The organism is Halioxenophilus sp. WMMB6 (assembly GCF_033283405.1).
Classification (GTDB): Bacteria; Pseudomonadota; Gammaproteobacteria; order Pseudomonadales; family Cellvibrionaceae; genus Halioxenophilus.
On record NZ_JAWMQR010000001.1, the window covers coordinates 1089063 to 1116022 of the forward strand.

The following is a 26960-nucleotide window of genomic DNA, read 5'->3' on the forward strand; positions in this document are numbered from 1 at the left end:
ACTGAGCGGTCACAAGGTCGGTCCACGTCAGACGTTGTTCAGTGGCGTCACAGCCAGTCAAAAGCTGTCCGATGTGGAAAGCGATGTGGAAAGCGATTTGGAAAGCAAGGGGCACTACAACTCGACTGGGGCCTCTCAGGCACCCATCTGCGGCTTAACATTTACTTGATTCTACATCTATAGAATTATCTATAGCTTTGTGTTAGCTTGCGATGCACAAGCGATAGAAGCTCGGTAGCAATGCCGGCAAACCAATAACATCCGCTGCTAATAAGTTGCTAATAAAAAGTACAGCAGGAGGCAAATGATGAGAACTCCGACCGTCTGCGAAGAGTACGTACGCAATGTACTCGACTTCTTGGACAAACGTGGTATTAGCGAAGCCAAACTCAACAACGTGCTGGGGCTAACGCTTACCGATCACCTCAATGAACAGAAACGCCTCTCGCTACGGCTATTTGAAATTCTATTGGATACCGGCAGCCGGCTGCTGCAAGATCCGGATTTTGGTGCTAATGCCGGTACCCATTCTCCACGCCGGGCCTGGGGCCTGGTTAATTATCTGGGCATGAGTGCCGCGAGCACCAAAGATGCCATAGAAGTTGTTATCGAATTTCACAAACTATTGATCGATCACGGTGATATCGAGTTTATATCCACTGCCGATGGGAAATGTCGTCTGGTGTGGGATATACCAGAGCGGCAGTTGCCATCCCGCCATGTTGTTGAGTACTTTTTTGCCAGTTGGTACCAGGTAAACAAAAGTGCACTGCAGCGTTGGTGTGCCGCTCGAGTGATCCACGTAACCTACCCCAGCCCCGGCCAACACTCCGATTTTTCCGAACGGATGGAAGCCGATGTTTGCTACAGCAGCGACGTCAATTGTGTGGAGTTTGATGCGCACTTTTTAGAGCGCCCGGCCGACTACCCCCACCCCTCCATCCACGAAAAACTGCTCTATGAAGCGCGCCAGGAGTTGGTACAACTGCAACTGGAAGATCGCTTGATCAAAGATGTGACCGCCTCCATCCGCAAACACCTGGGTAACGGCACACCCAAGCTGGAGAGCATTGCCGAGGAGATGGGTCTGACTGCGCGAACACTGCAACGTCGCCTGACGGCGATATCCACAAGCTTTAAATATTTAGTGGACCAGGCACGTATGGAGCAATCCAAAGCCCTAATTGCAGACCCCAATAAAGGCTTCCTGGAGATCTGTTCAGAGCTGGGGTTTAACGATCAGAGCGCCTTCCACAAAGCCTTCAAACGCTGGTTCGGGCAAACGCCCGGTAAGTTTCGCGAATTACAGCTTTCGATGCGTGAATCAGCGCTACATTAGCTACCGCTGCACTCACTAATCATTTCAGCAGTCAAAACCCTCCATAGCTGCAGCCGGGCAGATAGGTCTATCTGTCTGGACTGTGGTGATCAGCACACTAGCTGCTGTTGCAAGTCGGTTCGAGCTCCAACCCGACGACACATTTGTCCCATCAATCAAATCAGTTGCTGGGCACGCCAGGAACCGGCCAGCAACAGACAAATAGCTTATGGCAGGGCTGGCAATTAATCAGTGCACAATTACCATAGGTGGTGGACAAACCAAGCCAGTCGCCACCCTATTGGTTTTTATAACAACGATTTATTCGCTCGGGATTGGACCCATTGCAACACCAGCTTGAGCTGGAATTACCGCGGTGGCAGCCAAAGCTTATCAAAATTAACCACTGATCAAGTCTGATACCTATTGACAATACCGAGCGGCTGGTCACCCCGATAATTGGTCATCCAGATAATAAAATACCCGTTCAGCGAAGCTAATCCATGAATTCTAAAACAGAACCCCAACGCTTAAACCCGGCCGGTGCCGCCCACTCCACGCCAACCACACCACTGCATACCTTCTTACACTGGGAACAAGAGCAGGCCAACGTGGTTTGGTTAACCCAACCACAAGCCGACGGTACAGTCGTTACCTACACCTGGGCAGAAGCTGGAATAATGGCTCGGAAAATCGCCGCCTATATTCAATCGCTACAGCTACCGGAACAGAGCAATATCGTGCTGATTGGTCAGAATGCGGCGGAGTGGATTATTGCCGACCTGGCCATCTGGATGAGTGGCCATGTGTCGGTACCGATATACCCCACCATTAATGGCAAAAGCTTCAGCTACATAGTGCAACACAGTGCGGCCAAACTGTTGATTATTGGCCGAATGGATGAAAACTCGGCAAGCTTCCAGGAAGTTGCTGAGGCGATAGCCTCCGATACTGCTATATTTTGTCTGCCCGACGCTCCCCATATCAAACCGTTGCAGGGTGCAATACAGTGGCAACAGATACAAACAGATTACCAACCCATTGCGGATATCCATCTGCGCGACCGGGAGGCCCTGGCCACCATTGTCTACACCTCTGGCACCACCGGTGAACCCAAGGGGGTTATGCACTGCTTCCGCTCAATCTGCGCCCCTTGTGAATTCCCTGAAGTCTACCTTCCCTCTTCAAGCGACGACCGTGTGCTCTCCTATTTGCCGCTCGCCCATATTGGTGAACGCGTTGCCGTGGAGATACCCTCGCTCTATTTTGGGTTTCAAATCTATTTCAACTATTCACTGGCCACCTTTCCGGCCGACCTGAAGCGAGCGCGCCCCACCTCATTCTTTTCGGTACCCCGTCTGTGGACCAAGTTTTATCAGGCTGTTAACGCCAAGTTACCGCCCTGGAAACAACGCATTCTTTTTGCTCTGCCCTTTATCTCTAAAAGGATCAAAAAGAAAATATTGGAAGGCATGGGGTTAGATCACGCCCGTCTGGGCATGACCGCCGCCGCTCCCCTGGCCGCCGAAATTGTCAGCTGGTATCGAAGTCTGGGACTGGAACTGATAGAACTCTTCGGCATGACCGAAAATGCAGCCACCTCCCACGGTACACGCGTAGGGCAGATTACCCCGGGATTTGTTGGCTTTCCGCATCCGGGGGTTGAGTGCCGGTTAGATGATAGCGGTGAGATTCTGGTCAAGAGCCCCGGCCAAATGCTGGGCTACTACCGCCAGCCGGAGATGACCGCCGCCTGTTTAACCGACGACGGCTTTTTCAGAACCGGTGACAAGGGTGTTATCGATGGCAAAACAAAACAGCTCAAAATAACCGGGCGGGTAAAAGACCTCTTCAAAACGGCCAAAGGTAAATTTGTTGCTCCGGTACCGATTGAAAATGAGCTGGGGGCTCACCAGGGTATAGAAACCGTCTGCGTTACCGGCCGCGGTCATCCTCAGCCTTTTGCGCTGGTTACCCTATCGCCCGAAGTGCAGCACAGCAGTGAAGCGGAACGTACGGCTATTGAATCTGACCTGGCAATGCTACTTGAGCATACCAACGCCCACCTGGAAGATCACGAGCAGTTAAGCTTTATCGCCATCGGCAGCACACCCTGGACCGTGGAGCTGGGATTGGTCACCCCTACCTTGAAGGTAAAACGCGACTGTATCGATGAATATTACGAGCCCAAAATCGGCCAGTGGTTTGCCGCTAAGAAACCCGTCGTTTGGGAATAATCAACACTGCCCGACCCTAAGCTACACTCAAGCTGGTCGGGCTATCGCTGTTCTTTCCCCTGCCTATTTCTAGCTTAATTTATTTCCACCTAAGCAGATTCTCTATGCGCTATTGGCCCACTTGCCAAGTCAGCTTTCTGAGCTGATGTGACCAGCACTTCAGTGCAACAGTGCAGGCGTCTGAGCTCTGGGATTTAACCCACCCAACGACAGATAGACAAATTATTTAAGATAATTAAAGTGGTAAGCGTGTTGGGGAGGGAAAACAGATTAAGGCCGGCCTCAAAAGAGCCGGCCTAGGTCACAAGAGAGTAGAGATAGGATTCAGAAATATTTAACCAACGCCAGTAACCATTAAGTCAACTAGTTTCGATCCACGTAGCTGACAAAGGCGTCAGAAAATATCTCACGGCTGATAATTAACTTCATTACCTCGGAAGAACCGGCAAAAATCCGGGTGATACGAGCGCTGGTGTACATTTTCGAAATACGATACTCATCCATGTAACCGGCACCACCGTGCAGCTGGACACCTTCATCCACCATGCGGCAGAGTACCTCGCTGGTGTACAACTTAGCTCGCGCGGCATCCTCCGAGGTTAATTTATCGGCATTGAAAGAGGCCACACAGGCATCGACAAAGGTTTGGGCAATATCGATTTCCGTACGCAGCTCGGCCAGCTTAAACTGAGTGTTTTGGAAGTTGGCTAACTGCTTACCAAACAATTTACGATCCAGGGCAAACTCACGGGTAATTTCAAACGCTTTTTGGGCACTGGCAATGTAACCACAAGCGGCGATCAAACGCTCTTCCGCTAACCCTTCCATCAGATAGTGAAAACCTTTTTTCGGGTCACCCAATACATTGGCTTTCGGCACGCGCACGTCGGTAAAAAAGAGTTCGGCGGTATCCTGGGCTTTCATCCCCATTTTTTTGAGGTTGCGGCCCCGCTCGAACCCCTCCATACCCCGCTCCACCAGGAAGAGACCCATTGCCCGTGGATTTTCCGGGTCAGTTTTGGCTGCGACAATAACCAGGTCGGCGTTGATGCCGTTGCTGATGTAGGTCTTGGTACCGTTTAACAACCAGTAATCACCCATATCCCTGGCGGTTGAACGAATACCGGCCAGGTCCGAGCCGGCATCCGGCTCGGTCATAGCCACCGCCAGTATGCACTCACCGGTAACACATTTTGGCAGGAAGCGATCGAGCTGCTCTTCGTTGCCAAAGCGTGTGAGATAGGGGCCAACCAAGCGGCTGTGCAGCGTGTTGGTCCAGTCACCGGCAAAGATATTGGCCGTCTCTTCAATGATGATCTGTTCAAAGCGAAAATCTTTATCGCCCATACCGCCATATTTTTCCTCTGGCCATACCATCAGAAATCCCTGCTCACCAGCCTTGGTGTAGGCCTCACGATCGACAATACCCTGCTCTTCCCATCGCTCTACGTGAGGCGCGATCTCTTTTTCCAAAAACTTGCGATACGCATCCCGGAACATAACCTGTTCTTCGGTGAAATTACGCGGAAGCATTGCTAACTCCTTCTGTTGCAGCCGGTAAGCTACCAGCGGCATAAATTTTGACCAAATGATCGGTGTGAGTAGTTGGCATGCTCACATAAACAGTTCGTTGTTGGCGGCTTTATCCAACAGAATGTTGGGCGGCACAAACCGCTCACCATAGCGTTCAGCCAAGGCCTGCAAGCGATCGGTGAAGGCCTGCACACCGTAGGTGTTGATAAACTGAAAGACACCACCAGTGTGGGGCGGAAAACCGATACCCATAATCGAGCCAATGTTGGCATCGGCGACCGTATTCATAACCCCCTCATCAAAGCAGCGCAGGCTTTCGACCACCTGACGAAACAACAGACGGTCTTTGATATCGTCAATAGGCAGCGAGACATCACTATTGAAGTACCAGCTGTAAATGTCCGGCCACAAGGTTTTTTCGCCAGCACCGTACTCATAGTAACCACCACCATGGAATCGACCGGCGCGCCCCTCGGCCACCATGCGTTTCGCTAAACGGTAGGCAGCGTTGTCTTTGGTGTGAGCCTGGTCGAGACGTCTATCCAAATCGAAATTGGCTTCGTTGGCCTTAACCGTTAACTGCTGGCTGACTTCATCCTGCACCGCCAATGGGCCAACCGGCATACCTATGGCTTTACCCAGGTTTTCAATAACAACCGGGTCGACACCCTCCTCAATTAACAGCGCCCCTTCATCGAGATAGGTGGCAAATACGCGGGAGGTGAAAAAGCCGCGCGAATCATTCACCACAATGGGGGTCTTTTTGATCTGCTTGGTGTAGTCAAAGGCGCGGGCCAGCGTCTCGGCTGAAGTGGCAGCACCAACAATGATCTCCACCAGCGGCATTTTGTCGACCGGTGAAAAGAAGTGGATACCGATAAAGTTTTCCGGCTTGCTGGACGACTCAGCCAGCAAGGTGATTGGCAGAGTGGAGGTATTGCTCCCCCAAAATCCGTGCGCCGCCAACTGGGGCTCCAGCTCCGTGTTAATCTGGTGCTTCAGATCCACATTTTCGAACACCGCTTCAATAATGAGATCACAACCCTGCAGATCATTGGCATCGGCTGTAGCACAAATACGGGCCAGTACCGCTTCAGCGGCTTCCGGTTGCATACGACCTTTTTGCACCCGTTTTTGCAGCAACTGCCCGGTGTAGGCCTTACCTTTATCGGCAGCCTCCTGGCTGATGTCCTTGAGCACCACGTCAATACCGGCCATCGCCGAAACATAGGCTATCCCCTGGCCCATCATACCAGCACCCAGTATGCCTACCTTTTTAACCTTGGACTTTTCAACACCCTGCGGCCGGCTGACCCCACCGTCGATCTGGTTCATCTGCAGGAAAAAGGTCATCAGATTTTTGGCCTGCGCAGTGGTCACCAGGCTGGTAAAAACACGCGACTCGATATCAAGCGCCGTATCAAAATCAACGTGAATTGCGCTGTTAATAACATCCAATATTTTTAGCGGTGCAGGTACCAGGCCACGACTTTTTTTGAACATCATCGGGTTGCCCGCTTGTATCATCTGCGCCACTTTGGGATTGCGGTAGTCACCACCAGGAATTTTGAACCCCTTAACATCCCAGGGGTTACAAGCGGCGGGATTGGCTTTAATCCAGGCTTTGGCTTTGGCAATCAGATCATCGGCGTCTGCCGCCAACTCCTCAATCAGGTTTTCTTCGAGCGCTTTGGCCGCTTTAAAGCGGGCACCTTCAAGCAGTGGCATCAGTGCTTTTTCAACACCCAATTTACTGACCAGACGCACCACCCCGCCACCGCCGGGCAATAACCCCAAAGTCACCTCGGGCAGGCCGATCTGTACTGCGGGGGAGTCCAGTGCAATGCGATGATGACAGGCCAGACAGATTTCGTAGCCGCCGCCCAGAGCAGCACCATTAATGGCGGCCACAACCGGTTTACCCAACTGTTCAAGCTGGCGCAACTGCTGCTTGATCTGTAAGTTCATAGCAAACATCGCCCGCTCGCTTTCACCCTTCTCAACCTGCAGCATGCTTTTAATATCACCACCGGCAAAAAAGGTTTTCTTGGCAGACGTTATGATAACGCCGCTGACACTATCAGCCTCGGCCTGCAAGCACGCCAACGTTTCTGCCATCAAGGCCACATACTCATCGTTCATGGCATTGACCGGGCCACTCATGTCCATGGTCACAGTAACAATGCCGTCGGCATCTTTTTCGTAATTAAATAATCCACTCATGGGAACACCTCAAAATTTGGTATGACGCAGTAATTCGCACTAGACACGTTCAATAATGGTGGCGATACCCATACCGCCGCCAACGCACAGTGTTACCAGGCCGCGTTTTAGATCACGGCGTTCAAGCTCATCCAGCAAGGTGCCGACCAGCATGCCGCCGGTGGCTCCCAATGGGTGTCCCATGGCAATAGCACCGCCATTTACATTGATTTTTCCCCAGGGAATCTGCGTCTCTTTTTGAAAGCGTAAAACAACCGAGGCAAATGCCTCATTGACCTCGACCAGATCAATATCCGCAACACCCAAGCCCGCTTTTGCCAATACCTTAAAGGTCGCGGGACCGGGACCGGTGAGCATAATGGTCGGCTCAGTACTGGTAACGGCGGTGGCCACTACCCGCGCACGCGGTCTTAAACCGAGTTTTTGGCCGGCTGATTCACTGCCAACCAAAACCGCCGAAGCACCATCCACCACTCCCGAGGAGTTTCCGGCGTGATGTACATGTTCAACCTTACTGATCTGTGGGTATCTACTAATGGCGATATCGTCGAAACCCAGCTCACCCATCATCTGAAAGGATGGCTTGAGGCCACTAAGCGCCTCAACCGTGGTGCCCGGTTTGATAAAATCATCCTGCGTCAGAATCTCAATACCATTAACATCCGTCACCGGTAGTACCGAACGGGAAAAGTAACCGGCATCGCGAGCGGCGGCTGCATAGCTCTGCGAGCGAACCGCAAATTCATCCAACTGCAGGCGGCTATAACCCTCCACCGCGGCAATCAGGTCGGCACTGATTCCCTGTGGCACAAAACCAGTATCGAAGGCGATCTGTGGGTCTTCACCCCAGGCGCTACCCTGGCTGCCCATTGGGATACGGGACATACTCTCAACGCCGCCGGCCACGACCAGATCTTCCCAACCTGAAGCAATTTTCATAGCGGCGATATTGACGGCCTCCAGGCCAGAGGCACAGAAACGATCCAGTTGTACGCCGGCCACCGAATTTGCCCAGCCCGCCTTCATAACGGCGGTTTTGGTGATGCAGCCCCCCTGCTCGCCAACGGGCATCACACAACCCATCACCACATCGTCAACCAGGCTGGTATCCAAATCGTGACGGCTGCGTAAACCTTCAAGCAAGCCGGCCAGCAGATCGACAGGTTTTACTCGGCTGAGCGCTGCACCCAGCTTGCCTTTGGACCGCGGCGTACGCACAGCCTCGTAAATATAGGCGCTGTTATTCATCGTTATTTCTCGCTTCAACGGGTAGAACACCCTGCTCTGCGCACGGATACTCGCGCACAGGCAGCTCTATTTGAGAGGGGTAAGCATGCTGGCCATAACGACAAACAACAATGACCAGCCATGACATTAAATAGACATTTTGTTACAGTCTTTTACCAGAACTTCCCCACACAAAACTATCGATACACCATTCAGGCAGAGCGGAATCAGACCTTGAAAACCGAAGAACACCGAACCATCAGCGCCGCTTTTGTGGTTTCCGTACTGGACAAATCCAATCTGCCCGATGAACAAAAAAAGTCATTTCTAAAGCGCTGTGAAATCACTCCGCCGGTACTTAACGGCGGCAAATACCGAGTACACCCGGACCAGTTTGCCCGCTTATGTTCACTGGTATCAGAGGCCACTCAGGATGCTTCCATGGGCCACTTTCGCAGCCGACTAAAACCAGAGGCCCTGGTAACCATGGCGCGCTACACACGCGATGGCAAAAATTTGCAGGAGGCTATCGAGCGTAATATCGAGTTCTACAATCTATTCGACACCGGTTTTCAGTTAGCCCTAACCGAAAGCGGCGCCTACGCCAACTACCAAATGCAAGCTGACCCACAATTCCCACTCAGCACTTGGGTTTACGAGCAGCATTTAATGGTCAACCATCGCTTCCTGTGTTGGCTGCTGGGTGTGCAGATCCCCTTAATTCGAGTCAACCTACACTACCCACAGCCCGCCCATTCACAGGAGTACCACTATCTCTTCCACAGCGAGATCCGCTTCCAACAAGTGCGGACTGAGATGCTCTTTGATCGCAAGTTACTTGCCCTGCCAACAATCCGCACACAGGATTCCCTGGAAACTTATCTGCACCACTTCCCCTACCGACTGCTACAAGCACCCAATCGCGATAGCAGTTACACCACCCAAATTCGCGGCTACCTTAAAAATGCCCTGCCGCAACATGCGGGCTACGATGAAATTGCCGAGTCACTAAACCTGACCCCACAAACCCTGCGCCGGCGCCTGGCCTGCGAAGGTGCCGACTTTCGCCAGATCAAAAACGAATTACTAAGAGACCTGGCAATCAGCCAGCTGCAAACCAGTGACGCCGATATAAAAACCATCGCCTATCAGTTGGGCTTTTCCGAGCCAAGCGCTTTTATTCGCTCATTCCGGCGCTGGACAGGCTGCACACCCAGCAGTTACAAGCAGGCGTATTGTCACGGCGTAGTTGATGAAGCCAGTTGACCAACACTTACAGCTAAATCAGCCCGGATCAGAAACAACAGGCCCCAAAATAAAGATCCGGCCCAGGGCCGGATCTTGGTAAGTGCACGACTGATTACCAATCAGAATTGCTTGCTGACCGTTAGGCCATACATGCGAGGGGCCCCCACATAACCCTTGGTACTGTCACCGCGCAGTGGTGCCTTAAAGAACTGATCGTAATAGCGCTCATCGCTACAGTTCTGGCACCAGAGCATCACATCCAAACCATATTCGGCAGACTGGAAGCCAACATTCAGGTTATAGAGCGTTAAATCTTCTCGCGTTTTGGTGGTGCCCGGTGAAGTGATAATTTCACCCAAATACTGGGTGGAAAATTTACCGACCAGCGACCAACTGCTGCCAAGATCCTTGTGCGCGGTTAACCCAAAATTGGCATTCCACTCGGCTGCACGGGCAAAATCTTCATCAGAATAGTCAGCCAACGCCGGATCATCGGATTCATCGTAGCGATATTTGCCCAGCCAGGTTGCATCAAAATTCATGGTGAAAACACTATTGAGGTTAAACAGCGTTTCCAACTCGGCACCATAACTTTCACCCAAGGGGCCATTGAGAATCAAAAACTGCAGGCCGTCGAAGGTGGCGATTTGCAGGTTTTTGATCTCGTTGTAGAAGGTTGTAACATTGACGCGTGCGCGCCCACCCCACAACTCCGACTTCAAGCCCATCTCATACCCATTGATGGTTTCCGATTCGTAACTTGGATCGTTAGGCGTACAGTCGCCGGCTGGCTTTACGGGTGTGGTAATTCCACAGGTGGGTTCATTGGGGTTATCGTTAACCGTGCCCGCCGCGGTGTTATCAAAGTTAATGCCACCGGATTTGTAGCCCCGGCTATAAGAGAGATAGCCCATCACATTGTCCGCGAAATGGTACTGCACAGCTAAAGAACCAGTTACCGCCGAATCGTCAAAAGTTTCGTCATAGGTGGGTGCGGGCTGAATGCCCAGCAAACGGAAGGCTTCAAAGGGATCGGGCGAGAAATAGACTCGCTGCAGTGCCCCGCTCTTCTTATCTTTTGAGTAGCGTAAACCGGCCCCCACGGAGAAGTCGTCGGTCAAATCCAAATTCCAGTGGGTAAAAAGTGCGGTGGTTCGACTATCCGCCGGCAGTAGATGATCGGCCCACAGCCCTTCGGCGGCGTGAATTGTACCCGGTGGCAGCGAGAAGCCAGCGCCGACTATATCCCAAAAGGCCTGAGCCTGATTGCCCCACAACAGTTGGTGTGTTGCATCAATATCTTCATCAGCGAAATAGGCACCGACAATATAATCTGCCCGCTTGATAGGACCAAAACCCTCTTCGAATTCTCCAGAGAGAGTAAACTCCTGCGAAAAAACCTTGGTATCAAAGGTTTCGTTGATCGTTAAAATATTGGCAGCACCAAAATCGGCATCCATACCAATTTGGGAAGAAGACCAGTCGCGATAAGCGGTGATAGAGTTGAGTTCCATCCCCCCTTCCATGCCCCATTTAATATGCATGGAGACACCCTGGTCGGTAATGTCCTGATCAGTTTTATTACTCAGTACGGCTTCATAATCTTCAAAATCGTTGGAGGGTGTCTTTTTACCCTGTGCCAAGGTAAAGGCATCGACAATCGCGGTGCTGGGCCCCTGCTCATCATCGACCTGACCATAACAGCAATTGACATCTTTCTGCTCAGTCCAATCGGCAATAACATGCAGGGAGAAAGTATCGCTGGGTTCAAACAGGTATTGCGCTTTTAAAGCGCGAGGAGCGCTGTCATTATAGGTACCGCCATTGGGATCGGAGATAAAGCCATCTTCCTCGCCCCACAAGCCCGCCACCCTGAGGGCAGAGCTATCTGACAAGACCTGGTTATAGCGTGCCTTCACCAAAGTCTTATCGTAATCACCCATGGTAACTTGAACAGAACCTCCAGATTCGCTTATATCCGGGGCGACAGAGGTAATCAGCAAAGCCCCTGCGGAAGTATTTTTCCCAAACAGCGTTCCCTGGGGCCCTCTGAGGATCTGTACAGAGCCAATATCCAGCCAGTTGGTCACCGCTTGACCGGCGCGGGTACGATAGACTCCGTCAATAAAGACCCCAACCGCCCCCTCAAAGGAGCGGGAGTTACCCACAGTACCGATACCACGAATGACAATGTTCGCGGTATTGGCCACGCTATTACTCTGGGTATAGCTGATACTCGGCGAGAGCGCCTGCAGGCTTACAGCACTATCAACCCTGGTTAATTCCAGTTCCTGCTCGTTTACCGCCGTGACCGCAACCGCAACATCCTGATTCGATGCCTCACGCCGCTGAGCGGTTACCACTATCTCTTCCAGTATCAAGCTCTTGCCACTATCTTCAGCCGCAAACGCTGGGCTACTTACAGCCACTACGGCAAGCGCCATTATATTTTTGCGAATGAAAAGAGAGCTGGGTTTCTGATTCATGTTTGTCTCGCTTGTTAAATTTATATTCGAGAGGCTTTATCTAAGGCCGATATCTATGGCCGATATGGCGTTGCTCCTACAATCAGCAACAGTGAAGGCTGTATGAATTATAAGGTTGGCTGTTGAATCATCGTTTGTCTTTGAAAACTACCTATTGTCGCTAGACGCACTGACCTGAGGCCATTGTACCCTGTTCCCCCCTTGGAGCCTCTTTGCGTAGCCACGAATAGAAGTATCATAAGCAGAGAAAGTTTGGGATTAAGACCAGCTGCGACCTTGTGCTGCGGCACGCAGCAAACACTGTCACCACCGACCAGATGACAGCGAGGGGAACTCAGCCGGCGGCTATTTGGGAGCCTAGCCACTTAGCGACACCCTGATCACTACACCTGATAGGCAAATTTTCCGGGATAAATTTAACAGCTAAAAATATCACGCCAGTCGAGCACTCCCACCCCAATCGGACACACGCCAAAACCTATAACGAGGGCAGCAAGCGATTAACTAGCAATAATTTTCTATCCCGCTGAACCAGCAGGTACATGCAACCAAAGTAAACACAATATAGCAATACGTACGAAATTCAGCTCACAAAAAATAGCGTCCTGGCAAACGAATTAACATTATAGATGATGACAAAAGAGCAAACAGAAGAGACAAAATACCCACTGCGAACCTCAAGAAGGAAAAAGACCCATGCCACTATTATTTCTGTTGCTGCCCGGTTATTTCAGGAGCATGGATACAAAAACACAACGATCCAAATGATTGCTGAACGCGCCAATATCCATATCACCACCGTCTTTAACCATTTCTCCAATAAATCAGACATATTGGAGGAGATAATTCGCACGAATCAGGAATACATGCGTGCGGATATAGAAAACGCGATCGGCAAAAAACTGTTCTTTCCATTCGTGCGTGAGTTGAGTATAAAAAACTCCAGAGCCCAATCTGGCAACCACAAGGTTTACGATCCAGCGGATGGCCCTGCGGGCATATTTCTATGGGAAGACCCGGTCGCCACGGTGATCTGGCTGGAGTACGAGCTGGAAAAGGGTAAATTATTAGCGCGATTTTTTGCCGACGAAAATGGTATGGATATCGATCGCGATCTGGAGCCATGCCTGGTATCGAGTATGCTGACCTATGGCACGATTGAAGTTTTTCAAAAATGGCGTAAAGACCCTTTGCAAACCAATTTGGAAAACGAGACCCTGGCCATGGTCGATACAGTCGAAGCCCTGGTGCACGGAAAAAGTATCATTCAGCGAAAGCCATTACTGTAGTGAGCGTTGGGAAGCAGATTAATGACTAAAAATAGCGGCAACACAGCGGATTATATAATTATTGGTGGCGGCTCCGCAGGGTGCGTCCTGGCTAATCGACTAAGCGAAGACCCAGCCACAAAAGTCACACTGATTGAGGCGGGCCCACGCGACAGCAACCCTTGGATACGCCTGCCATCCGGCTTAATACCCCTGGTAAATGGCACCTACTGCAATTGGAAATATTGGAGTGAACCGCAACGCCATCTGCACAACCGCCGTCTTTATCAACCCAGGGGCAAGGTATTGGGAGGCTGCAGCAGTATTAATGCGCAGGTATATGTACGAGGCAATGCTGAAGACTACAACGGGTGGTCACAATTAGGTTGTGAGGGCTGGTCCTATTCCGAAGTACTACCCTACTTTCTGAAAATGGAAGATTTTCAACCGGATACAAGCCCAGCAAACAGTAGATACCACAACAGAGGTGGCCCGTTAACCATTAGTAACAGGGAGTTTATTAATCCGCTTACTGAGGCTTTTCTGAAAGCCGCCGAGCAAGCCGGCCACGCTCGTAACGATGATCATAACGGGGCCTGCCAGGAAGGAATTGGCATCCTCTACAGTTACAATCGCGATGGGCAACGCTGTAATAACGCCCGTGCCTATTTAGACCCAGCTCGACCGCGCGCAAATTTACAGATTATAACCAACGCCCAAGTACACAGGCTGATTATCAGCCAAGGCCAGGTAGAGGGGGTGGAATATAGCCAAAACAGCCATTCCCAAAAGCTGTACTGCTCAGAAGAGGTCATCCTTAGTGCCGGTGCGTTCAATTCACCACAACTGCTGATGATTTCGGGTATTGGCCCGGAAACCGAACTCAAAAAGCACGATATACCATTAAAATTACATTTACCCGGCGTTGGCCAGAACCTGCAGGACCACCTAAATCTTTACGTAGAAACCCGGTCAAAAAGCCGCGTCGGCATGTCGTTCCACTCGAGTTCCTGGCTGCGCTATACCCGCGAATGTTTGAAATATGCTCTGTTCACAAAAGGCGAATTGACCAGCAACTTATTGGAAGCCGGCGGCTTTATTAAGTGCAATCCAAACCAAATAACACCGGATCTACAATTCCATTTTCTACCCTCATTTGGCGCCCACCACGGCTTGGATCTAAGCAACCTCAAGAAACACTACGGCTACTCCTTAATCTTTAACGATAACCGGCCCCACTCCCGTGGCAGTCTGACGTTACAGAGTTCCTCCATCACGGATGCACCCAGGATAGACCCGAATTACTTAAGCGACGAACGCGATGTTCAGCAACTCGTCCAAGGCGTAAGAGAAGCTCGGAAAATACTCGCCCAACCGGCCTTCGACGACCACAGAGAGTGCGAAATATCCCCGGGCGACGCGCTCCAATCGGATGAGCAATTGACGGAGTGGGTACGCAACAACGCCGAAACGGTGTACCACCCGGCCTGCACCTGCAAAATGGGCGTGGCGACAGACCCACTGGCCGTGGTTGATTCACAATTACGCGTTTGGGGTATCGATAAGCTGCGGGTGGCCGATGCCTCTATCATGCCAAACCTCGTTAGCGGTAATACCAACGCAGCCTGTACTATGATTGGCGAAAAGGCAGCAGCAATGATACTAAACCAGGAAACTGCACAGCCTAGAAAGCCGGAGGATGCTATACCCTATGCTACTGTCTGATTCACCTACCAATAGCCCGGTTGAGGAGGAATCACCGGCCGCTGGAGTGGATTTCACTAAAAGGCAGTGGATTTTATTGATTGGCTGATTGGCTGCCGTTATTTGCCTCAATTAAAAATTGTATAAACCAGCCATGCCCTGGGTCGTTATTCAATGCACTGGGCCAAAAGAGCCAGATGGGAACCTGGCTATTTTTGAAAGGGAAAGACAAAATGCGCAACCCCATAGCCTGTTGGAACAGACGAGCAATTTCCAACGGCATAGTACCCAACAGATCCGTATGCTTTACCACAGAGGCCATCGCCGTAAAGTTATGCACAAACAGTTTAATTTTGGCAGGACTAATTGCAATATCCATTCCCTGCTCCAAGAGCGATGGACCTGTAGATGAATCCTCTAAAAAAACATGCTTCTCTGCCTTATATTGTGCCTGAGTAATAGCCTCTTTGATTCGCGGGTGACCCTCCCGGCAAACCACACAGACTCGTGCATGCCCTATCAGTTTCTTGTCGATTTTGTCGAATTTAGGCAGTTTAAAATAGAGCGCGGCATCTACTTTCATGTCGCGCATAGCGGTGACGTAGTCTAATGTTTCCGGCAGGATATTCTGCAGCCCTAAATTGGGGCCAATATCGGCCAGCCTTGCCAGCATTGGCCCTAAAGCCACCATCTCCAGGTAATTATCAGCCAGCAGGGTAAAGACTCTCTCGCTGGTTGCCGGATCGAACCCTTGATCTTCACCCACAACTTCGGCGATAGAGTCCAACGCCGCTTTTATCCTCGGCAAAATAGCCATGGCCCTGGGAGTAGGTGTAACACCTGAGCGGGTACGCACAAACAACTCATCGTTAAGGGTTAAACGAAGCCTTGCCAACGCCGAGCTCACCGCAGGTTGACTCATTGCCACCTTATCAGCAGCTTTGGTGAGATTACCCTCCTCCGCCAAAGCAACAAACACCGTAAGCAAATTCAAATCGACAGATCGGAGATTAACCTTCATGGCTCAATTACTGTGGGATAACGAATCAAAACGCTAAAAACCATCTACCGACACACGCCAAGAACCTGGCCGTAAAACGGTAGCATCCATAACCACTATTGCGGATAGCGGTTTGAAGTCCGCATTCTGACCATTGATAGCGATCACGAAAACTTAATACAAAGCTATACCATAAAATAATGGCGCAGCTTTCTGGTTATTGATCGAAAGGACAACGGAAGGACCATTTACAGTGCGGGACGGTTCAATAAAAGTAGATTTTTATTAGCGAACAGCCAGTAACGGGTCAGCGTATACACACCGTATTGCAGGGCATCTAGAGGAATTATTTACCGAAACTGGTTGGCAGGGATTGCCGTCAATGTAACGGCCGCTTACACCATCTAGCCGCTTTATCAATACCATACAAAGTTGTAGATTGTTATTTTTGAGCAAAACCCATCTCAGCCCGCCCCAAGTCTGCAAGCAGCTGCTTCTGTTTCGCCTGACTAAGCCATAGGAACTTTCTCGGCAGGCCCAAACGCTCACACGCAGACGCCGCCATTGATCTTTCATTGGCAAACCACTCGGCCGATTGAGCGACGCTTTTAACGCATAAACACCCTAAAGAGGAGAGCTTATACTGCTCACCTAACTGCAACTTATTCTGAATTTCGGCCGGAATCATATCCACAGCTGCGCACACCAGATAGTGACTTAAAAATGGGGGGATATTGCGTGAGCTAACCGAATTTTCGGCGGTTTCCAGGAATACCGTGTTGATCTCATGTGGCTCGAATATGGGACTAAGTTTATGCATCATATCGTAGAAGTCGTACTCATCGTTGAGGGTACGCTCCACACCGTACAGCTTTGCCACCACGTGCCCTTCCTGGTAGTAGCGGTGAATCTCTTTGGGGGATAATTTTTTGGCGTAACGGTGGTAGGCGGTCACAAAGCCAAAGTTCGCAGTCGCAGCAACCCAATCCAGCAGTTGAGTATCCATAGCACTGTACTCCAAGCCACCCGGTGTCGTACCCTGGACCTTTTCGTGCATTTTAGTGATACCGGCAATAACCTGCCTGGCGGCGCTGGCCGGCCCATAGGTACCCAGTGCGGCCGCCAAGCCGGTACGCGTGGCCCGGCCTATCGGGTCTTTTAAATAGGTTGAATGATCACTGACACCAGAGCGTATGCGCGGGTCGGCAAATTCCATCAGAAAGGCAGCCACACCACCAATAAAAGTGGTAACCGGGTTTTTCATCACCCGCCAGGTGACGGAGTCTGGGCTTAGTAAAGCCGGCTCGCCTTTAGGGGTTGTGAAATCCACTTTCCAACCCATGTACTGTTTTGGCAATAGCATACTCAATACCCTTTATCACTCTAATAGCTGTTGCTTGGATTCTAACGTGCAATTAAAGCTGAACGACGCAGGCCTTAGATTTGAATGCAGCGTTTATAGTAACGCCGACCTGAATCATTAACCATAACCACCCAGCGGTCATTCGATCGGTACAATATTGCCAAGGTAACGCACAGTGAAATCGTTTATCTGTATATCTACTTATCAATCATTTATATAAATAACGAATATGCAGCCATACCAGCGGCAACCAGCCTGAGCCTGCAGCAATAACAGAACAGTGAGGGCGGCTCGAACCAGAGAATCATAGCTAAAATCCGGATCAGTCCAGTCAAATTACTGTTTCTCAAACAACACACTTCTGTCATAATCGATCATTACCAGTCATTTATGAATAATTAAGGCTCAATACGTGCTTGAGAAACAACGTCAGCAGGTCATTCTCGATATCCTTGCCGAGAAGGGCTTTGCCAGTGTCACCTACCTCTCCGATCAACTAAATGCCTCTGAAGCGACTATCCGCCGCGACCTGATCAAGCTGGGCGAGTTGAATAAAATTGAGAAGATACGAGGTGGCGCTCAAGCTCTGAAAGACGTTGAAAGCGGTAAAACGCCGCAATCGTTACAGGCTTCGAACTTTTTAATCGACCGGGAAATTCGCCCGGCAACAAAGCGGGCTATTGCACAAAAGGCGGTTTCCATCTGTGACGATGGCGAAGCGATCATCGTTAATGGCGGCAGCTCCACCTATATGATGAGTGAGTTTTTGGTACAACGGAATCTATCCATCCTGACCAACTCTTTCTACCTCGCCCAGGATCTAGTTAGCAACGGCAGTAATCAGGTAACACTGCCGGGTGGTGAAATCTATCGCCGCCAGGGGATAGTACTGAGCGCTTTTGAAAACGATACCATCCAGCACTACCACGGCACCAAGATGTTTATGGGCACACCCGGCATTGGTGAATTTGGGGTAATGGAGTCTGACCCACTACTGATTCGTGCCGAACAGAAGCTGTTAAAACAGGCCGATCAATTAGTTATTCTGGCCGACAGCTCCAAACTGGGCAAACGCAGCAACCTGATCTTTACCGGGCTCGATACGGTGGATGTGATTATCACCGATAGCGGTGCCGACCCAAAACTACTGGCGCTCTTTGCAAAACACAATATCGAAATACATTTGGTGGATCAAATCGACTAGCACTGCGCGCTGTTATTGCTCTGACCATGCCAATTCTCCATCCGCCAGCTTGAGTTGCCTTGGCCGCTACACTTTCACAGAGGCAGCCGAATAGAAGCAACACCAAGAAAAAATTATCGATGGTTAGACTGAGCTGGCAGGCATACTTGCCCTATCGTATGAACTAACACCGCAATTTGGCTTTCTGTTTTCATCGTGAAGAGAAGCGGGCAACCACAACGCAGGCGCTTCGGCCTTGTGGTTCATCGGTGAACCGAGATAGCAGAAAGGAGGTAGCAGCTAAGAGCTGCAACTGCAGCTTGCTACACTGCATAAGTGAATAATCCAACCCCATATTAGCCAGGCAAGTGCGCTTTAATATAGGCTTTACTGGCCGACTCAACCTCCGGCAAGCTGCTATGCAGCTTGTGCAATATTTGAATCAACGAATCGACCTCCTGCGCACTCAATTTCGACAATAGCGCCTGTTCGCGGGTTAACGCTAACCCAATAATCTGGTCGTGTTTAGCCCGGCCCTTGGCGGTAATTGTCGCCAGGCGCAGGCGTTTATCGTGCTCATCGTCACCCAGGGTGATCAAGCCATCGGCACTCATCACCTTAAAACAACGGCTGACCGAAGCCTTATCCAAACCGATGGTTTGAGAAATATACTGCGCGGAGATCGGCTCGCCCTTGGCCAGCAAAACCAAGCAGCGCCACCCCTCTACGCCAACATCAAAATGTTTAAGATACAGCGAAGAGGCGCTGCGCGATAATTTATTCGCCACCCATGTCATTAAGGCGGGTACGTAGCGTTCCAAATCGATACACTCAGCTGCGACTTCACCACTCTTCCGCTTTGCCATAACCTGCTCCGCACACTCCATAATTTGTAGACGGAGCAAATTTACCAGATATCAACGGCGGATAGTACGCAACTTTTCCATAATGAAACGGGCGCGGTTTGCACCAACATCCACATGAATGCTCATCAGCGGCTGGTTGCCAAACCTGATCATGTTTTGATATTGGTTTTCAATTACGACTTTATCTTCCTCAAAGGTAAAGGCGGTCTGAGCCATCACCTTTTTCAGTGTCTCTTCGTGGTTAGCTTTGGGGTTGGTGGCAATAGTCCAGATATAGTGGGCAGAGGTTTCGGTCTCTGGCGTTACGCCGTGGAAGCCACGCATATGAAACCCACCCCGGTTAGGATCTCTTAAATCGTCGGTACCGGCATCCACGCCACCGGTCCATATGCGAATGTGTGAAACCCGAAAATCGATCTCTTGCCATCGATCTATTTTGCCCTCAAACGGGTAGGCGGCGGTGTAGGTGGGCGGTGGCGTTACACCGTGCATATGGCGAACCACCAACACATTATCGCCATCGGTGGTGGTATTCATCTCGGCATTCATATGCACCCTGGCATCGCCACCAATGGTTTGCAGATGCACATAGCCAAGATGACTAAGATCCAGCAGATTATCGTGAATCAATTGGTAAGGTGCATCGTAATGGAAGGCATCACCACCCCAAACGTATTCACCACTGGTATGAACCGGGTAACTGGGCGCATCGCCATTGGGAGCAGCCTGTTGGTCATAGCCAAACCAGATCCAGACTATGCCATCCCGTTCCTGCACCGGAAAATTTTTAACCTTAGCACGTGGTGGTACGGTGCTCTGGCCGGGGACTTCAAGACAGCGCCCCTCACCATTAAACAACATTCCGTGATAGCCGCAGCGAATGCCCTGCTCTTCAATGGTACCGGCAGATAGCGGTAGCGACCGGTGACAACAACGGTCTTCCAATGCATGGACAACGCCCGCACCATCACGAAACATAACGATAGGATGATTTAACAGCGTTCTTGCCAGGGGTTTATCTGCACACTCGGAGCTTAACGCGGCAACGTACCACTGGTCCAAGGCGAATGGGCTCTTGTCTTGGGTGGTTAAATCACTCACACCAGGTATATGCATCTGGACGCTCATTATTATTCTCCTCTCGCTACTTATTATTTAAGCGCTGCAATTATAGTTGATATATCAACCATTTTTACAGACTTAGTTGATATATCAACCATATTGTTACACCCATCGGAGATTAGTTTAAACAGCTTCTTAGTTAGAACTAAATGCTCTTTTCGGGCCGGCTGCAAGTCTAATAATCGGTGTGGAAATGCAGTGGAAATAGGGGATTGGCGCTGTCCGCTGGTTTATCTGACTGCTGTTGAAGCACCTCAGACATAGACGAGGGCAACTCAAAACGACTCTCTCATATATTCAAGGAGTATCTTGGTGTATCACCCATAATCTGGCGCAATGAGATTCGATTGGAAAAGGCGTGTCAGCTGTTGACGTACAGTCAATACAACATAGGTCAGATTGCCGCCATGGTTGGTTATGAAGACCAGCTCTATTTTGCCAAGGTTTTTAAAAAACGTTTGGGTTTTACCCCTTCAGCCTATCGCGCCATACAAAGCAACAAGTAGCAATGGTTTATCCGGCCAAAGAAAAAACTCTCGCCCTAACGGCTACGCCATGGGTCAGAATCTGCTCTGCTATTCAGGGAAAATCAACAAACCGGATTTTAGGAGTGGTGTAACGCTCCTGTAGAGCATTAGCTGTAGCTTGGTGGGGTAAAGCGTAGCCCCTCCTCTATTAATTGCTTTTCCGCGACCAACTCACGACTCAAGGCTCGCTGCACTGATGGTCTCTCCTCCAACCTCGCCGCATGCTCAACAAAACCTGGGAAACGGCTGACATCATAATTGGCTCCACTAACTCGCCAAAAACACCAATAGAGATAAGCATCCACTATTGACCATTGATCACCGTACCACCAGGAGTGATTTTGTAACCGCTGTTCAATCAATTGGAAATATTCATCCATGGCCTGGCAAGCCCGTTGCCACACCAGTTGTGCATTCTCTTCGCCGACAAAAAAATGCGGCATCCGAATACGGGTGACCAGTGGGTGCAGTGTTGATGCACAAAAACAGAGATCAGCCAATTGCTGGGCCTGCTGCCAAGCGGAGTCGGTAGCGGGCAATAAGCCACCATAGCAATTATTCAGAAAGGTTAAAATAGCCACATTTTCGGTTAATGGCTGATCTTGGTAGATCAGGCAAGGTACCTTACCCTTGGGGTTCAGTTGCAAGAAATGGGGAGATTTGTGCTCTCCTTTCATAAAGCGGATAACGCGGCTTTCGAAAGACAGACCCAACTCTTCCAGAGCTATCGCCGTTACTCGAGCACAGGTTCCTGGGGCCATAAACAGAATAATTTCAGACACAGCCGTTCTCCCTCTCGGTTAGCAGTGCATTGCTAATCAATTTATGCAAATCACCATCATGACGAAATCCCGCCTGCTGTGCAGCCTGGGTATTAATCGCCGGGAAACGACCAAATTGCGCCTCAAGGTTGGGCTCCGGCGCATAGGTCACTAACGATGCGTCCTGCTGGTAGAGCTCGCTCGCAACCGAAACAACCTCGGCCACACTCTGACGCAGCACCGGCAGCTGCCAAATACTTTGACTGGTAGCGGCATCTAAACTTGCCGCATGTTTTAGGTTCTCTACACAGCATGGACTCGACATCCACCAGGCTGTCGCCTGCGCAGACACAGGACACCGATAGTGTTTACCTGTAGCCAGCGAGCGCAGAATATCGCTCATAAAAGCGGATTCCAGTCCTTCCGATTGCTCCGACCGGGCGACAACAACTGGCAGGCGCAAGGCATGGCCGTTTATCTCGCCGCGCCGAGTCAGATCATTAAGTTGTTGCTCAATAATCAATTTATGCACGCCATAAGAGAGTACTGGACGAGGTACGTAACCTTCATCCATGCCGGCAGGTAGATTATTGCCATAGACAGCAATGCTACTGGCGTATATCAGTGTCGGGCAATTCGCTTTACTACGCAGCTGCGCTAGCAACTCCAATGAAGCCTGCAGATTAACTCGATAACCCAGTTCATAATCCTGCTCGGCCATTACGCCCGGCATACTGGCAAGGTGAAAAACAACATCAATGGCATCCGCTAAAATTCTGCGCAGCAATGTGGGCTCACTGTAGTCTCCGCTATAACACTTTATTGCCTTGCTTGCAGGGAAATCCGGTAGGGAGCGGTCAAGCAAAAGCAGTTGTTCCACTGGCTTGCCGTTAAGTGTCATATCTTTAATTAAGGATTCAGCCAGAAGCCTGCCGATAAAGCCAGAAGCACCGATGATCAAAACACGCACAACGTCCCTCTTATACGGCTGATTTAGCTTGATATTCCGACAGTGCCAACCACAAAGCCCAAGGGGTAACAAAAGCACTCAGTAGCAGACCGTAAACGACTTTAAAGGCAAGCAAACTGGTAAAACCAACGGTTAGCTCTCGCATCGGAGAGAAGGCTAAAAAGTGCACTGTGGCGAGCAATAACGTCAGCAATAGCGCTATCACGATGGCCCGAAGGATAGTGGCCTGCGGCCAACGATTAGGTCGGTGAGCCACAGGTAGCACGCGACCGGATTTTAGGCGGGCACGGATTATAAATGTGGGTATCGCCACACTAAAAAAGGAGACAAAAAAGGTTTGAGGTATCGAATCCTTGATCACCTCAACAATGGGCACGACACTCAGTGAAGAGAACATCGCCAGGGTAATCGCTGCACTGATCACACCGTTGATTACAGCACTTATCAAAGTCTCTATGAGGATGATTTTTTTGTAACTCATAAGTACCAACATCTGCTTGGTTGCAATGATAGCCAATCGACGCCGATTGGCTCAGTGGTGAAATCAGAATCGATCCAGATCAAAAGCGATAGCTACATCGCCATCATATTCACTATTTACACGTTTGGTATAATAGGCAATTTTTGAAGGCTCGATCAGGCCGGGGGCCATATGGGTAACCACCACCTTTTTAACATTGGCACGTTTGGCGAGCATGCCCACCTGCTCTGGCGATAGATGATGGTTGGACAGATGCGCTTTAAGGCCCGCCAGCTCTTTTCCATTAACAGTGGGATTGACCTTGGTTACCAAGGCGATAGTGTGCTCGATATCCATCATTTCACTGACCAGTAAATCTGCATTCTTGGCAAGCTTCTCTACTGCTTCACTGGGGCCGGTATCACCGGTATAAACAATAGAGCGATCAGCCATATCAAAGCGATAGGCAAAGGAGACAAATTTATTCCGCTCATCACTGCCTTTGGGCCAGCTATAGTGCGAGTTGCGTGCAGCCGTAACCGTAAAATCATCAAATTTAACCTGATCACCATCTTTTAGTTCAACCACCTCGACACCGTGGTCAGCTGGCAATGGCCTATGCCCTGGCACTCCATAATGACCTTCTGCACCGTAAGCCATAAATTCAAAAATACCGGCTACTGTCTCTTTAATACCGGGAGGGCCGTAAATTGTGAGCGTACCCGGAGCGGTGGTTTGCCAGCGCAAACTAATTAATGCCGGTAAACCACCGGTATGGTCGAAATGCAGATGGCTGATAAATACGGCTTTAACACTGTGCATATGCAGCCCGGCTGTTGTTAACCGGCCGACGGCACCATCACCAGCGTCCACCAAATAGGTTTTACCATTAACCAACAGTGCATTGGCCGGTTGTGAATGAACCGGATTGGGCAGTGGCCCAGCCATCGTTCCCAAGGTGATCCATTGATTTGCCGGAGGCTGGGATGAGGGCTGAGCCGCCTCCGCCCAGCTGCCCCAAGTAAGCGCGGATAAGAGTAGTGCGCTTAACAGTTTGTAGAACTTCATAATGGGCTCCTTACTAGAAATTCATATCAAAGCGTAAGCCATAGGTGCGCGGTGCCTCATACACCACGTTGCCCAGGGCCAAACCGGTGTTGACTGGCGCAGTATTGGGTTGACGCTCATCTTCGATATTGTGAACCCAGGCGGTTATTGACCAGCTATCGGCGGTAGGGGCAAAACTCAGGCTGGCATTGGTGCGCCAGAAGGAGTCGGCCATGTCGTGCTCCAGGTATTCAAAGCCAATCACACGCTCATCTTTATATTGTGTGTCTAGCTTCGCCACCCACTCAAAGTCACCCATGGGTATTACCTGCTCTACGCCCAAGTTAACCACCCACTCTGGTGATTGGAATGCGTCCTGGCCTGAGCAATCAATGCTATAAACACTACCGGTAATGGCAGCGTCACAACCGGTTAAAGGCGGCGTGGCACCGATGGGTTGCGTGAAGACAAATTTATCGTAGGTCGCATCGAGATATTGCACGACGGCATTAACGCGAGTGGTGGTGGTTGGCAGAAAGACCATTTCCGCTTCCAGACCCTGGTTGGTGGATTCACCAATATTCTCCACAAAGAGGCCCTGATTACCGCGGCCATCAACACCAGTGTGCGCGATCTGCTGATCGGTGTACTCCCAATAGAAGGCCTCCAGGTTTAGCTGCAGGCGATTATCCAGAAGCCTGCTTTTTAAACCTAAAGTCATGGCGTCCAGGTATTCAGGTTCGAAAGTTTCAAAGCCATAGGCCAGTGAAAATCCGCCTGAGCGATAACCGGTGGAATAGGTTGCATAGAGCATGGCATCTTGCGTTATATCGAACTCAATGCCGGCACGCCAGGTAACCTCTTCACTTTTTCGTGAGCTATGGTTCGGCGTTGGTGCCCAGGTTAATACCGCATCCGAGGTTCCCACAGGGGTGGCGCCAAAAGGGCCAGGAATGGTTGGCACAATAAATGGGCTACCCAGTTGATCGGCGCTATCGGTGAGCGGCAACAAGGTGGCATCCGGGCAGCTTGGGCCAAACATGGTGAAGTTGGTACACTGCACTAAATAGACATCCGCCTGGCCATCCATATTCTTTTTGTCACTGGTATAGCGCACACCAGCAATCGCACGGAAAGACTCTGTAATATTGGCTGTGGCGTCCACAAAGAAAGCGGTTGACTCAGTATCCGATTCAAAATCCTGATAGGCCGCCAAGGCCTGTTGGCTGAAGGTGTAGTTACCATCGACGGTTTCATCAAAATAGTGACCACCGAGAATAAGATCAAACAGTCCAATCCGTTCACTGGCAAAACGCACCTCTAAGCTGGTCTGTTCGTCATCTTCCTGGATAAAACCGTAAAAAGCAGGTGAGGCAAACAGGTTATCCAATTCAGATTTTCGGTAAGCGGGAATTACGGTTAAAGTGCCGGCTGCCGTTGTGTAAGTGATCTCTGCATTTGCACCGTAATAGGTATCATCGAGGTAGATCTTATCGCTCAATGGATCTGCGGTTCGGCCAGAAAGCCCAAAGAATTGTTGTGAGCGATAGGCTTGTGCCTCCGGATCAAACATGCCTACATCGTCGTCCAAACCGGACGGCACGTAGGTATACTCACCGGTTTGGAAATTCAACGCATAGTGGCCATCGTAACTGGCTCCAGATCCCTTACCACCAGAATTCGAATAATCCGCGGCCAAGCGAATGGTCAGGCTGTCACTGAGATCGGTTAAAAACTGTATACGTGCAGCCTGAATATCTTCATCGGAGGTGTCATCGGTCATATAACCATCGTGTTGGGCCGATAGCCCGGAAATACGCAGAGCCGAGGAGTCCCCGATAGGGAGATTCACGGCGCCTTGTACATTGTGCGAGCTGTAGTTGCCGAGGCTACCAGAGACATAGCCGTCCACCACACCAATCTCCGGGCGCGCGGGAATAACGTTAATAGCACCGGCTGTGGCATTACGGCCATAGAGAGTACCCTGTGGGCCTTTAAGCACTTCCACCCGACCAATATCGAAAAACATATTTTTTGCAGAGGTAGGACGAGCTAGGTAGACGTCGTCGTAGTTGAACGCCGTAGCCGGATCGCTATAGCCATTGACGGTAAAATTACCGACACCGCGAACAAAAAAAGTGGTATTGGCACCGCCACCACCGCCAACCTCCAGCGCCGGCACCTGTGCACTCATATCTTCGGCAGTGGTAACGCCGTTTTCAAGCATATTGGAGCCGGTTAACACGTTAACAGCCAGGCCCACGTCCTGCAGGCTCTGCTCACGCCGTTGGGCCGTAACCACCACCTCTTCCAGAAGGACTGAAGAACTACTGGATTGAGCCGCAGCAATCGTAGGAAGGCAGGCAACTCCAAACAGAGGGACAAGTAATGGAGAAAGTCTCATAGGGAACTCCGTC

General features: G+C 50.5%; 20 protein-coding genes and 1 pseudogene. 7 read left to right on the plus strand and 14 right to left on the minus strand.

Translation table 11 applies throughout. The annotated features are described in order from the left end of the window. Window positions 1-304: 304 nt before the first annotated feature. Together SBL51_RS04635 and SBL51_RS04640 are read left to right on the plus strand one after the other, a co-directional pair. Window positions 305-1339, plus strand: coding sequence for a helix-turn-helix transcriptional regulator (locus SBL51_RS04635; RefSeq protein ID WP_317929528.1), 1035 nt, complete (start codon window positions 305-307; stop codon window positions 1337-1339). A 482-nt stretch (window positions 1340-1821) separates the two neighbouring features. Beyond that, window positions 1822-3555, plus strand: a complete 1734-nt coding sequence (locus SBL51_RS04640) for an AMP-binding protein (protein WP_317929529.1) — start codon at window positions 1822-1824, stop codon at window positions 3553-3555. Window positions 3556-3918: 363 nt separating this feature from the next. Here the strand turns inward: SBL51_RS04640 and SBL51_RS04645 are convergent, their stop codons facing one another. The 3 genes from SBL51_RS04645 to SBL51_RS04655 all read right to left on the minus strand — a co-directional run bounded on the left by SBL51_RS04645 (window position 3919) and on the right by SBL51_RS04655 (window position 8559). Continuing rightward, window positions 3919-5088, minus strand: a complete 1170-nt coding sequence (locus SBL51_RS04645) for an acyl-CoA dehydrogenase family protein (protein WP_317929530.1) — start codon at window positions 5086-5088, stop codon at window positions 3919-3921. 81 nt (window positions 5089-5169) lie between these two features. Beyond that, window positions 5170-7311 carry a 3-hydroxyacyl-CoA dehydrogenase NAD-binding domain-containing protein gene (locus SBL51_RS04650; RefSeq protein WP_317929531.1) on the minus strand — a complete coding sequence of 714 codons (2142 nt, stop codon included), beginning with the start codon at window positions 7309-7311 and terminating at the stop codon, window positions 5170-5172. Between the two features lie 39 nt (window positions 7312-7350). After that, complete coding sequence (locus SBL51_RS04655; protein ID WP_317929532.1) at window positions 7351-8559, minus strand: acetyl-CoA C-acetyltransferase; 1209 nt, start codon at window positions 8557-8559, stop codon at window positions 7351-7353. Window positions 8560-8679: 120 nt separating this feature from the next. Between SBL51_RS04655 and SBL51_RS04660 the strand changes: the two genes are divergently transcribed. Then, window positions 8680-9804, plus strand: a complete 1125-nt coding sequence (locus SBL51_RS04660) for an AraC family transcriptional regulator (protein WP_317929533.1) — start codon at window positions 8680-8682, stop codon at window positions 9802-9804. 101 nt (window positions 9805-9905) lie between these two features. Here SBL51_RS04660 and SBL51_RS04665 read toward each other — a convergent pair whose 3' ends face one another. Beyond that, entirely contained in the window at window positions 9906-12272 is a 2367-nt protein-coding gene (locus tag SBL51_RS04665) for a TonB-dependent receptor (protein ID WP_317929534.1), read from the minus strand. Between the two features lie 629 nt (window positions 12273-12901). Here SBL51_RS04665 and SBL51_RS04670 point away from each other — a divergent pair. Both SBL51_RS04670 and SBL51_RS04675 read left to right on the plus strand, forming a co-directional pair. Then, the gene (locus tag SBL51_RS04670; RefSeq protein ID WP_317929535.1) at window positions 12902-13561 is read left to right on the plus strand and encodes a TetR/AcrR family transcriptional regulator; all 660 of its coding nucleotides are present in this window, start codon (window positions 12902-12904) and stop codon (window positions 13559-13561) included. Between the two features lie 21 nt (window positions 13562-13582). After that, the gene (locus SBL51_RS04675; RefSeq protein ID WP_317929536.1) at window positions 13583-15265 is read left to right on the plus strand and encodes a choline dehydrogenase; all 1683 of its coding nucleotides are present in this window, start codon (window positions 13583-13585) and stop codon (window positions 15263-15265) included. A 73-nt stretch (window positions 15266-15338) separates the two neighbouring features. Here SBL51_RS04675 and SBL51_RS04680 read toward each other — a convergent pair whose 3' ends face one another. From SBL51_RS04680 to SBL51_RS04685, 3 genes and pseudogenes are all read right to left on the minus strand, one after another. Then, on the minus strand, window positions 15339-16031 hold the full coding sequence (locus tag SBL51_RS04680) for a LysR substrate-binding domain-containing protein (RefSeq protein WP_317929537.1): 693 nt from the start codon (window positions 16029-16031) through the stop codon (window positions 15339-15341). Window positions 16032-16073: 42 nt separating this feature from the next. Next, a pseudogene (locus tag SBL51_RS23265) lies at window positions 16074-16265 on the minus strand (LysR family transcriptional regulator); the annotation flags it as partial. Between the two features lie 421 nt (window positions 16266-16686). Then, window positions 16687-17607 (minus strand): oxygenase MpaB family protein, encoded by a 921-nt coding sequence (locus SBL51_RS04685; protein ID WP_317929538.1) that lies wholly within the window; start codon window positions 17605-17607, stop codon window positions 16687-16689. 412 nt (window positions 17608-18019) lie between these two features. Between SBL51_RS04685 and SBL51_RS04690 the strand changes: the two genes are divergently transcribed. Then, window positions 18020-18811, plus strand: a complete 792-nt coding sequence (locus tag SBL51_RS04690) for a DeoR/GlpR family DNA-binding transcription regulator (protein ID WP_317929540.1) — start codon at window positions 18020-18022, stop codon at window positions 18809-18811. A gap of 335 nt (window positions 18812-19146) precedes the next feature. On the opposite strand, the gene SBL51_RS04695 is transcribed toward SBL51_RS04690, so the two are convergent. Together SBL51_RS04695 and SBL51_RS04700 are read right to left on the minus strand one after the other, a co-directional pair. Continuing rightward, entirely contained in the window at window positions 19147-19656 is a 510-nt protein-coding gene (locus SBL51_RS04695; RefSeq protein WP_317929542.1) for a MarR family winged helix-turn-helix transcriptional regulator, read from the minus strand. 51 nt (window positions 19657-19707) lie between these two features. Beyond that, complete coding sequence (locus tag SBL51_RS04700; RefSeq protein WP_317929544.1) at window positions 19708-20784, minus strand: aromatic ring-hydroxylating dioxygenase subunit alpha; 1077 nt, start codon at window positions 20782-20784, stop codon at window positions 19708-19710. 254 nt (window positions 20785-21038) lie between these two features. Between SBL51_RS04700 and SBL51_RS04705 the strand changes: the two genes are divergently transcribed. Next, window positions 21039-21284, plus strand: a complete 246-nt coding sequence (locus SBL51_RS04705; RefSeq protein WP_317929939.1) for a helix-turn-helix transcriptional regulator — start codon at window positions 21039-21041, stop codon at window positions 21282-21284. A gap of 128 nt (window positions 21285-21412) precedes the next feature. Here SBL51_RS04705 and SBL51_RS04710 read toward each other — a convergent pair whose 3' ends face one another. The 5 genes from SBL51_RS04710 to SBL51_RS04730 all read right to left on the minus strand — a co-directional run bounded on the left by SBL51_RS04710 (window position 21413) and on the right by SBL51_RS04730 (window position 26947). After that, the gene (locus tag SBL51_RS04710) at window positions 21413-22087 is read right to left on the minus strand and encodes a glutathione S-transferase family protein (protein WP_317929545.1); all 675 of its coding nucleotides are present in this window, start codon (window positions 22085-22087) and stop codon (window positions 21413-21415) included. Then, window positions 22080-23036: an NAD-dependent epimerase/dehydratase family protein gene (locus tag SBL51_RS04715; protein WP_317929546.1), complete on the minus strand. Its 957-nt coding sequence runs from the start codon at window positions 23034-23036 to the stop codon at window positions 22080-22082. The genes SBL51_RS04710 and SBL51_RS04715 overlap by 8 nt, the downstream gene beginning before the upstream one ends. A gap of 10 nt (window positions 23037-23046) precedes the next feature. Continuing rightward, on the minus strand, window positions 23047-23517 hold the full coding sequence (locus SBL51_RS04720) for a hypothetical protein (RefSeq protein WP_317929547.1): 471 nt from the start codon (window positions 23515-23517) through the stop codon (window positions 23047-23049). Between the two features lie 63 nt (window positions 23518-23580). Then, window positions 23581-24564 (minus strand): MBL fold metallo-hydrolase, encoded by a 984-nt coding sequence (locus SBL51_RS04725; protein ID WP_317929548.1) that lies wholly within the window; start codon window positions 24562-24564, stop codon window positions 23581-23583. A 13-nt stretch (window positions 24565-24577) separates the two neighbouring features. Then, entirely contained in the window at window positions 24578-26947 is a 2370-nt protein-coding gene (locus tag SBL51_RS04730; RefSeq protein ID WP_317929550.1) for a TonB-dependent receptor, read from the minus strand. Window positions 26948-26960 lie beyond the last annotated feature (13 nt).

What these genes read in the sequence shown, in the direction of transcription:
- SBL51_RS04635 (WP_317929528.1), top strand. Translation starts at nt 305, where the DNA reads ATGATGAGAACTCCGACCGTCTGCGAAGAGTACGTACGCAATGTACTC.
- SBL51_RS04640 (WP_317929529.1), top strand. Translation starts at nt 1,822, where the DNA reads ATGAATTCTAAAACAGAACCCCAACGCTTAAACCCGGCCGGTGCCGCC.
- SBL51_RS04645 (WP_317929530.1), bottom strand. Translation starts at nt 5,088, where the DNA reads ATGCTTCCGCGTAATTTCACCGAAGAACAGGTTATGTTCCGGGATGCG.
- SBL51_RS04650 (WP_317929531.1), bottom strand. Translation starts at nt 7,311, where the DNA reads ATGAGTGGATTATTTAATTACGAAAAAGATGCCGACGGCATTGTTACT.
- SBL51_RS04655 (WP_317929532.1), bottom strand. Translation starts at nt 8,559, where the DNA reads ATGAATAACAGCGCCTATATTTACGAGGCTGTGCGTACGCCGCGGTCC.
- SBL51_RS04660 (WP_317929533.1), top strand. Translation starts at nt 8,680, where the DNA reads ATGACATTAAATAGACATTTTGTTACAGTCTTTTACCAGAACTTCCCC.
- SBL51_RS04665 (WP_317929534.1), bottom strand. Translation starts at nt 12,272, where the DNA reads ATGAATCAGAAACCCAGCTCTCTTTTCATTCGCAAAAATATAATGGCG.
- SBL51_RS04670 (WP_317929535.1), top strand. Translation starts at nt 12,902, where the DNA reads ATGATGACAAAAGAGCAAACAGAAGAGACAAAATACCCACTGCGAACC.
- SBL51_RS04675 (WP_317929536.1), top strand. Translation starts at nt 13,583, where the DNA reads ATGACTAAAAATAGCGGCAACACAGCGGATTATATAATTATTGGTGGC.
- SBL51_RS04685 (WP_317929538.1), bottom strand. Translation starts at nt 17,607, where the DNA reads ATGCTATTGCCAAAACAGTACATGGGTTGGAAAGTGGATTTCACAACC.
- SBL51_RS04695 (WP_317929542.1), bottom strand. Translation starts at nt 19,656, where the DNA reads ATGGCAAAGCGGAAGAGTGGTGAAGTCGCAGCTGAGTGTATCGATTTG.
- SBL51_RS04700 (WP_317929544.1), bottom strand. Translation starts at nt 20,784, where the DNA reads ATGAGCGTCCAGATGCATATACCTGGTGTGAGTGATTTAACCACCCAA.
- SBL51_RS04720 (WP_317929547.1), bottom strand. Translation starts at nt 23,517, where the DNA reads ATGAGTTACAAAAAAATCATCCTCATAGAGACTTTGATAAGTGCTGTA.
- SBL51_RS04725 (WP_317929548.1), bottom strand. Translation starts at nt 24,564, where the DNA reads ATGAAGTTCTACAAACTGTTAAGCGCACTACTCTTATCCGCGCTTACT.
- SBL51_RS04730 (WP_317929550.1), bottom strand. Translation starts at nt 26,947, where the DNA reads ATGAGACTTTCTCCATTACTTGTCCCTCTGTTTGGAGTTGCCTGCCTT.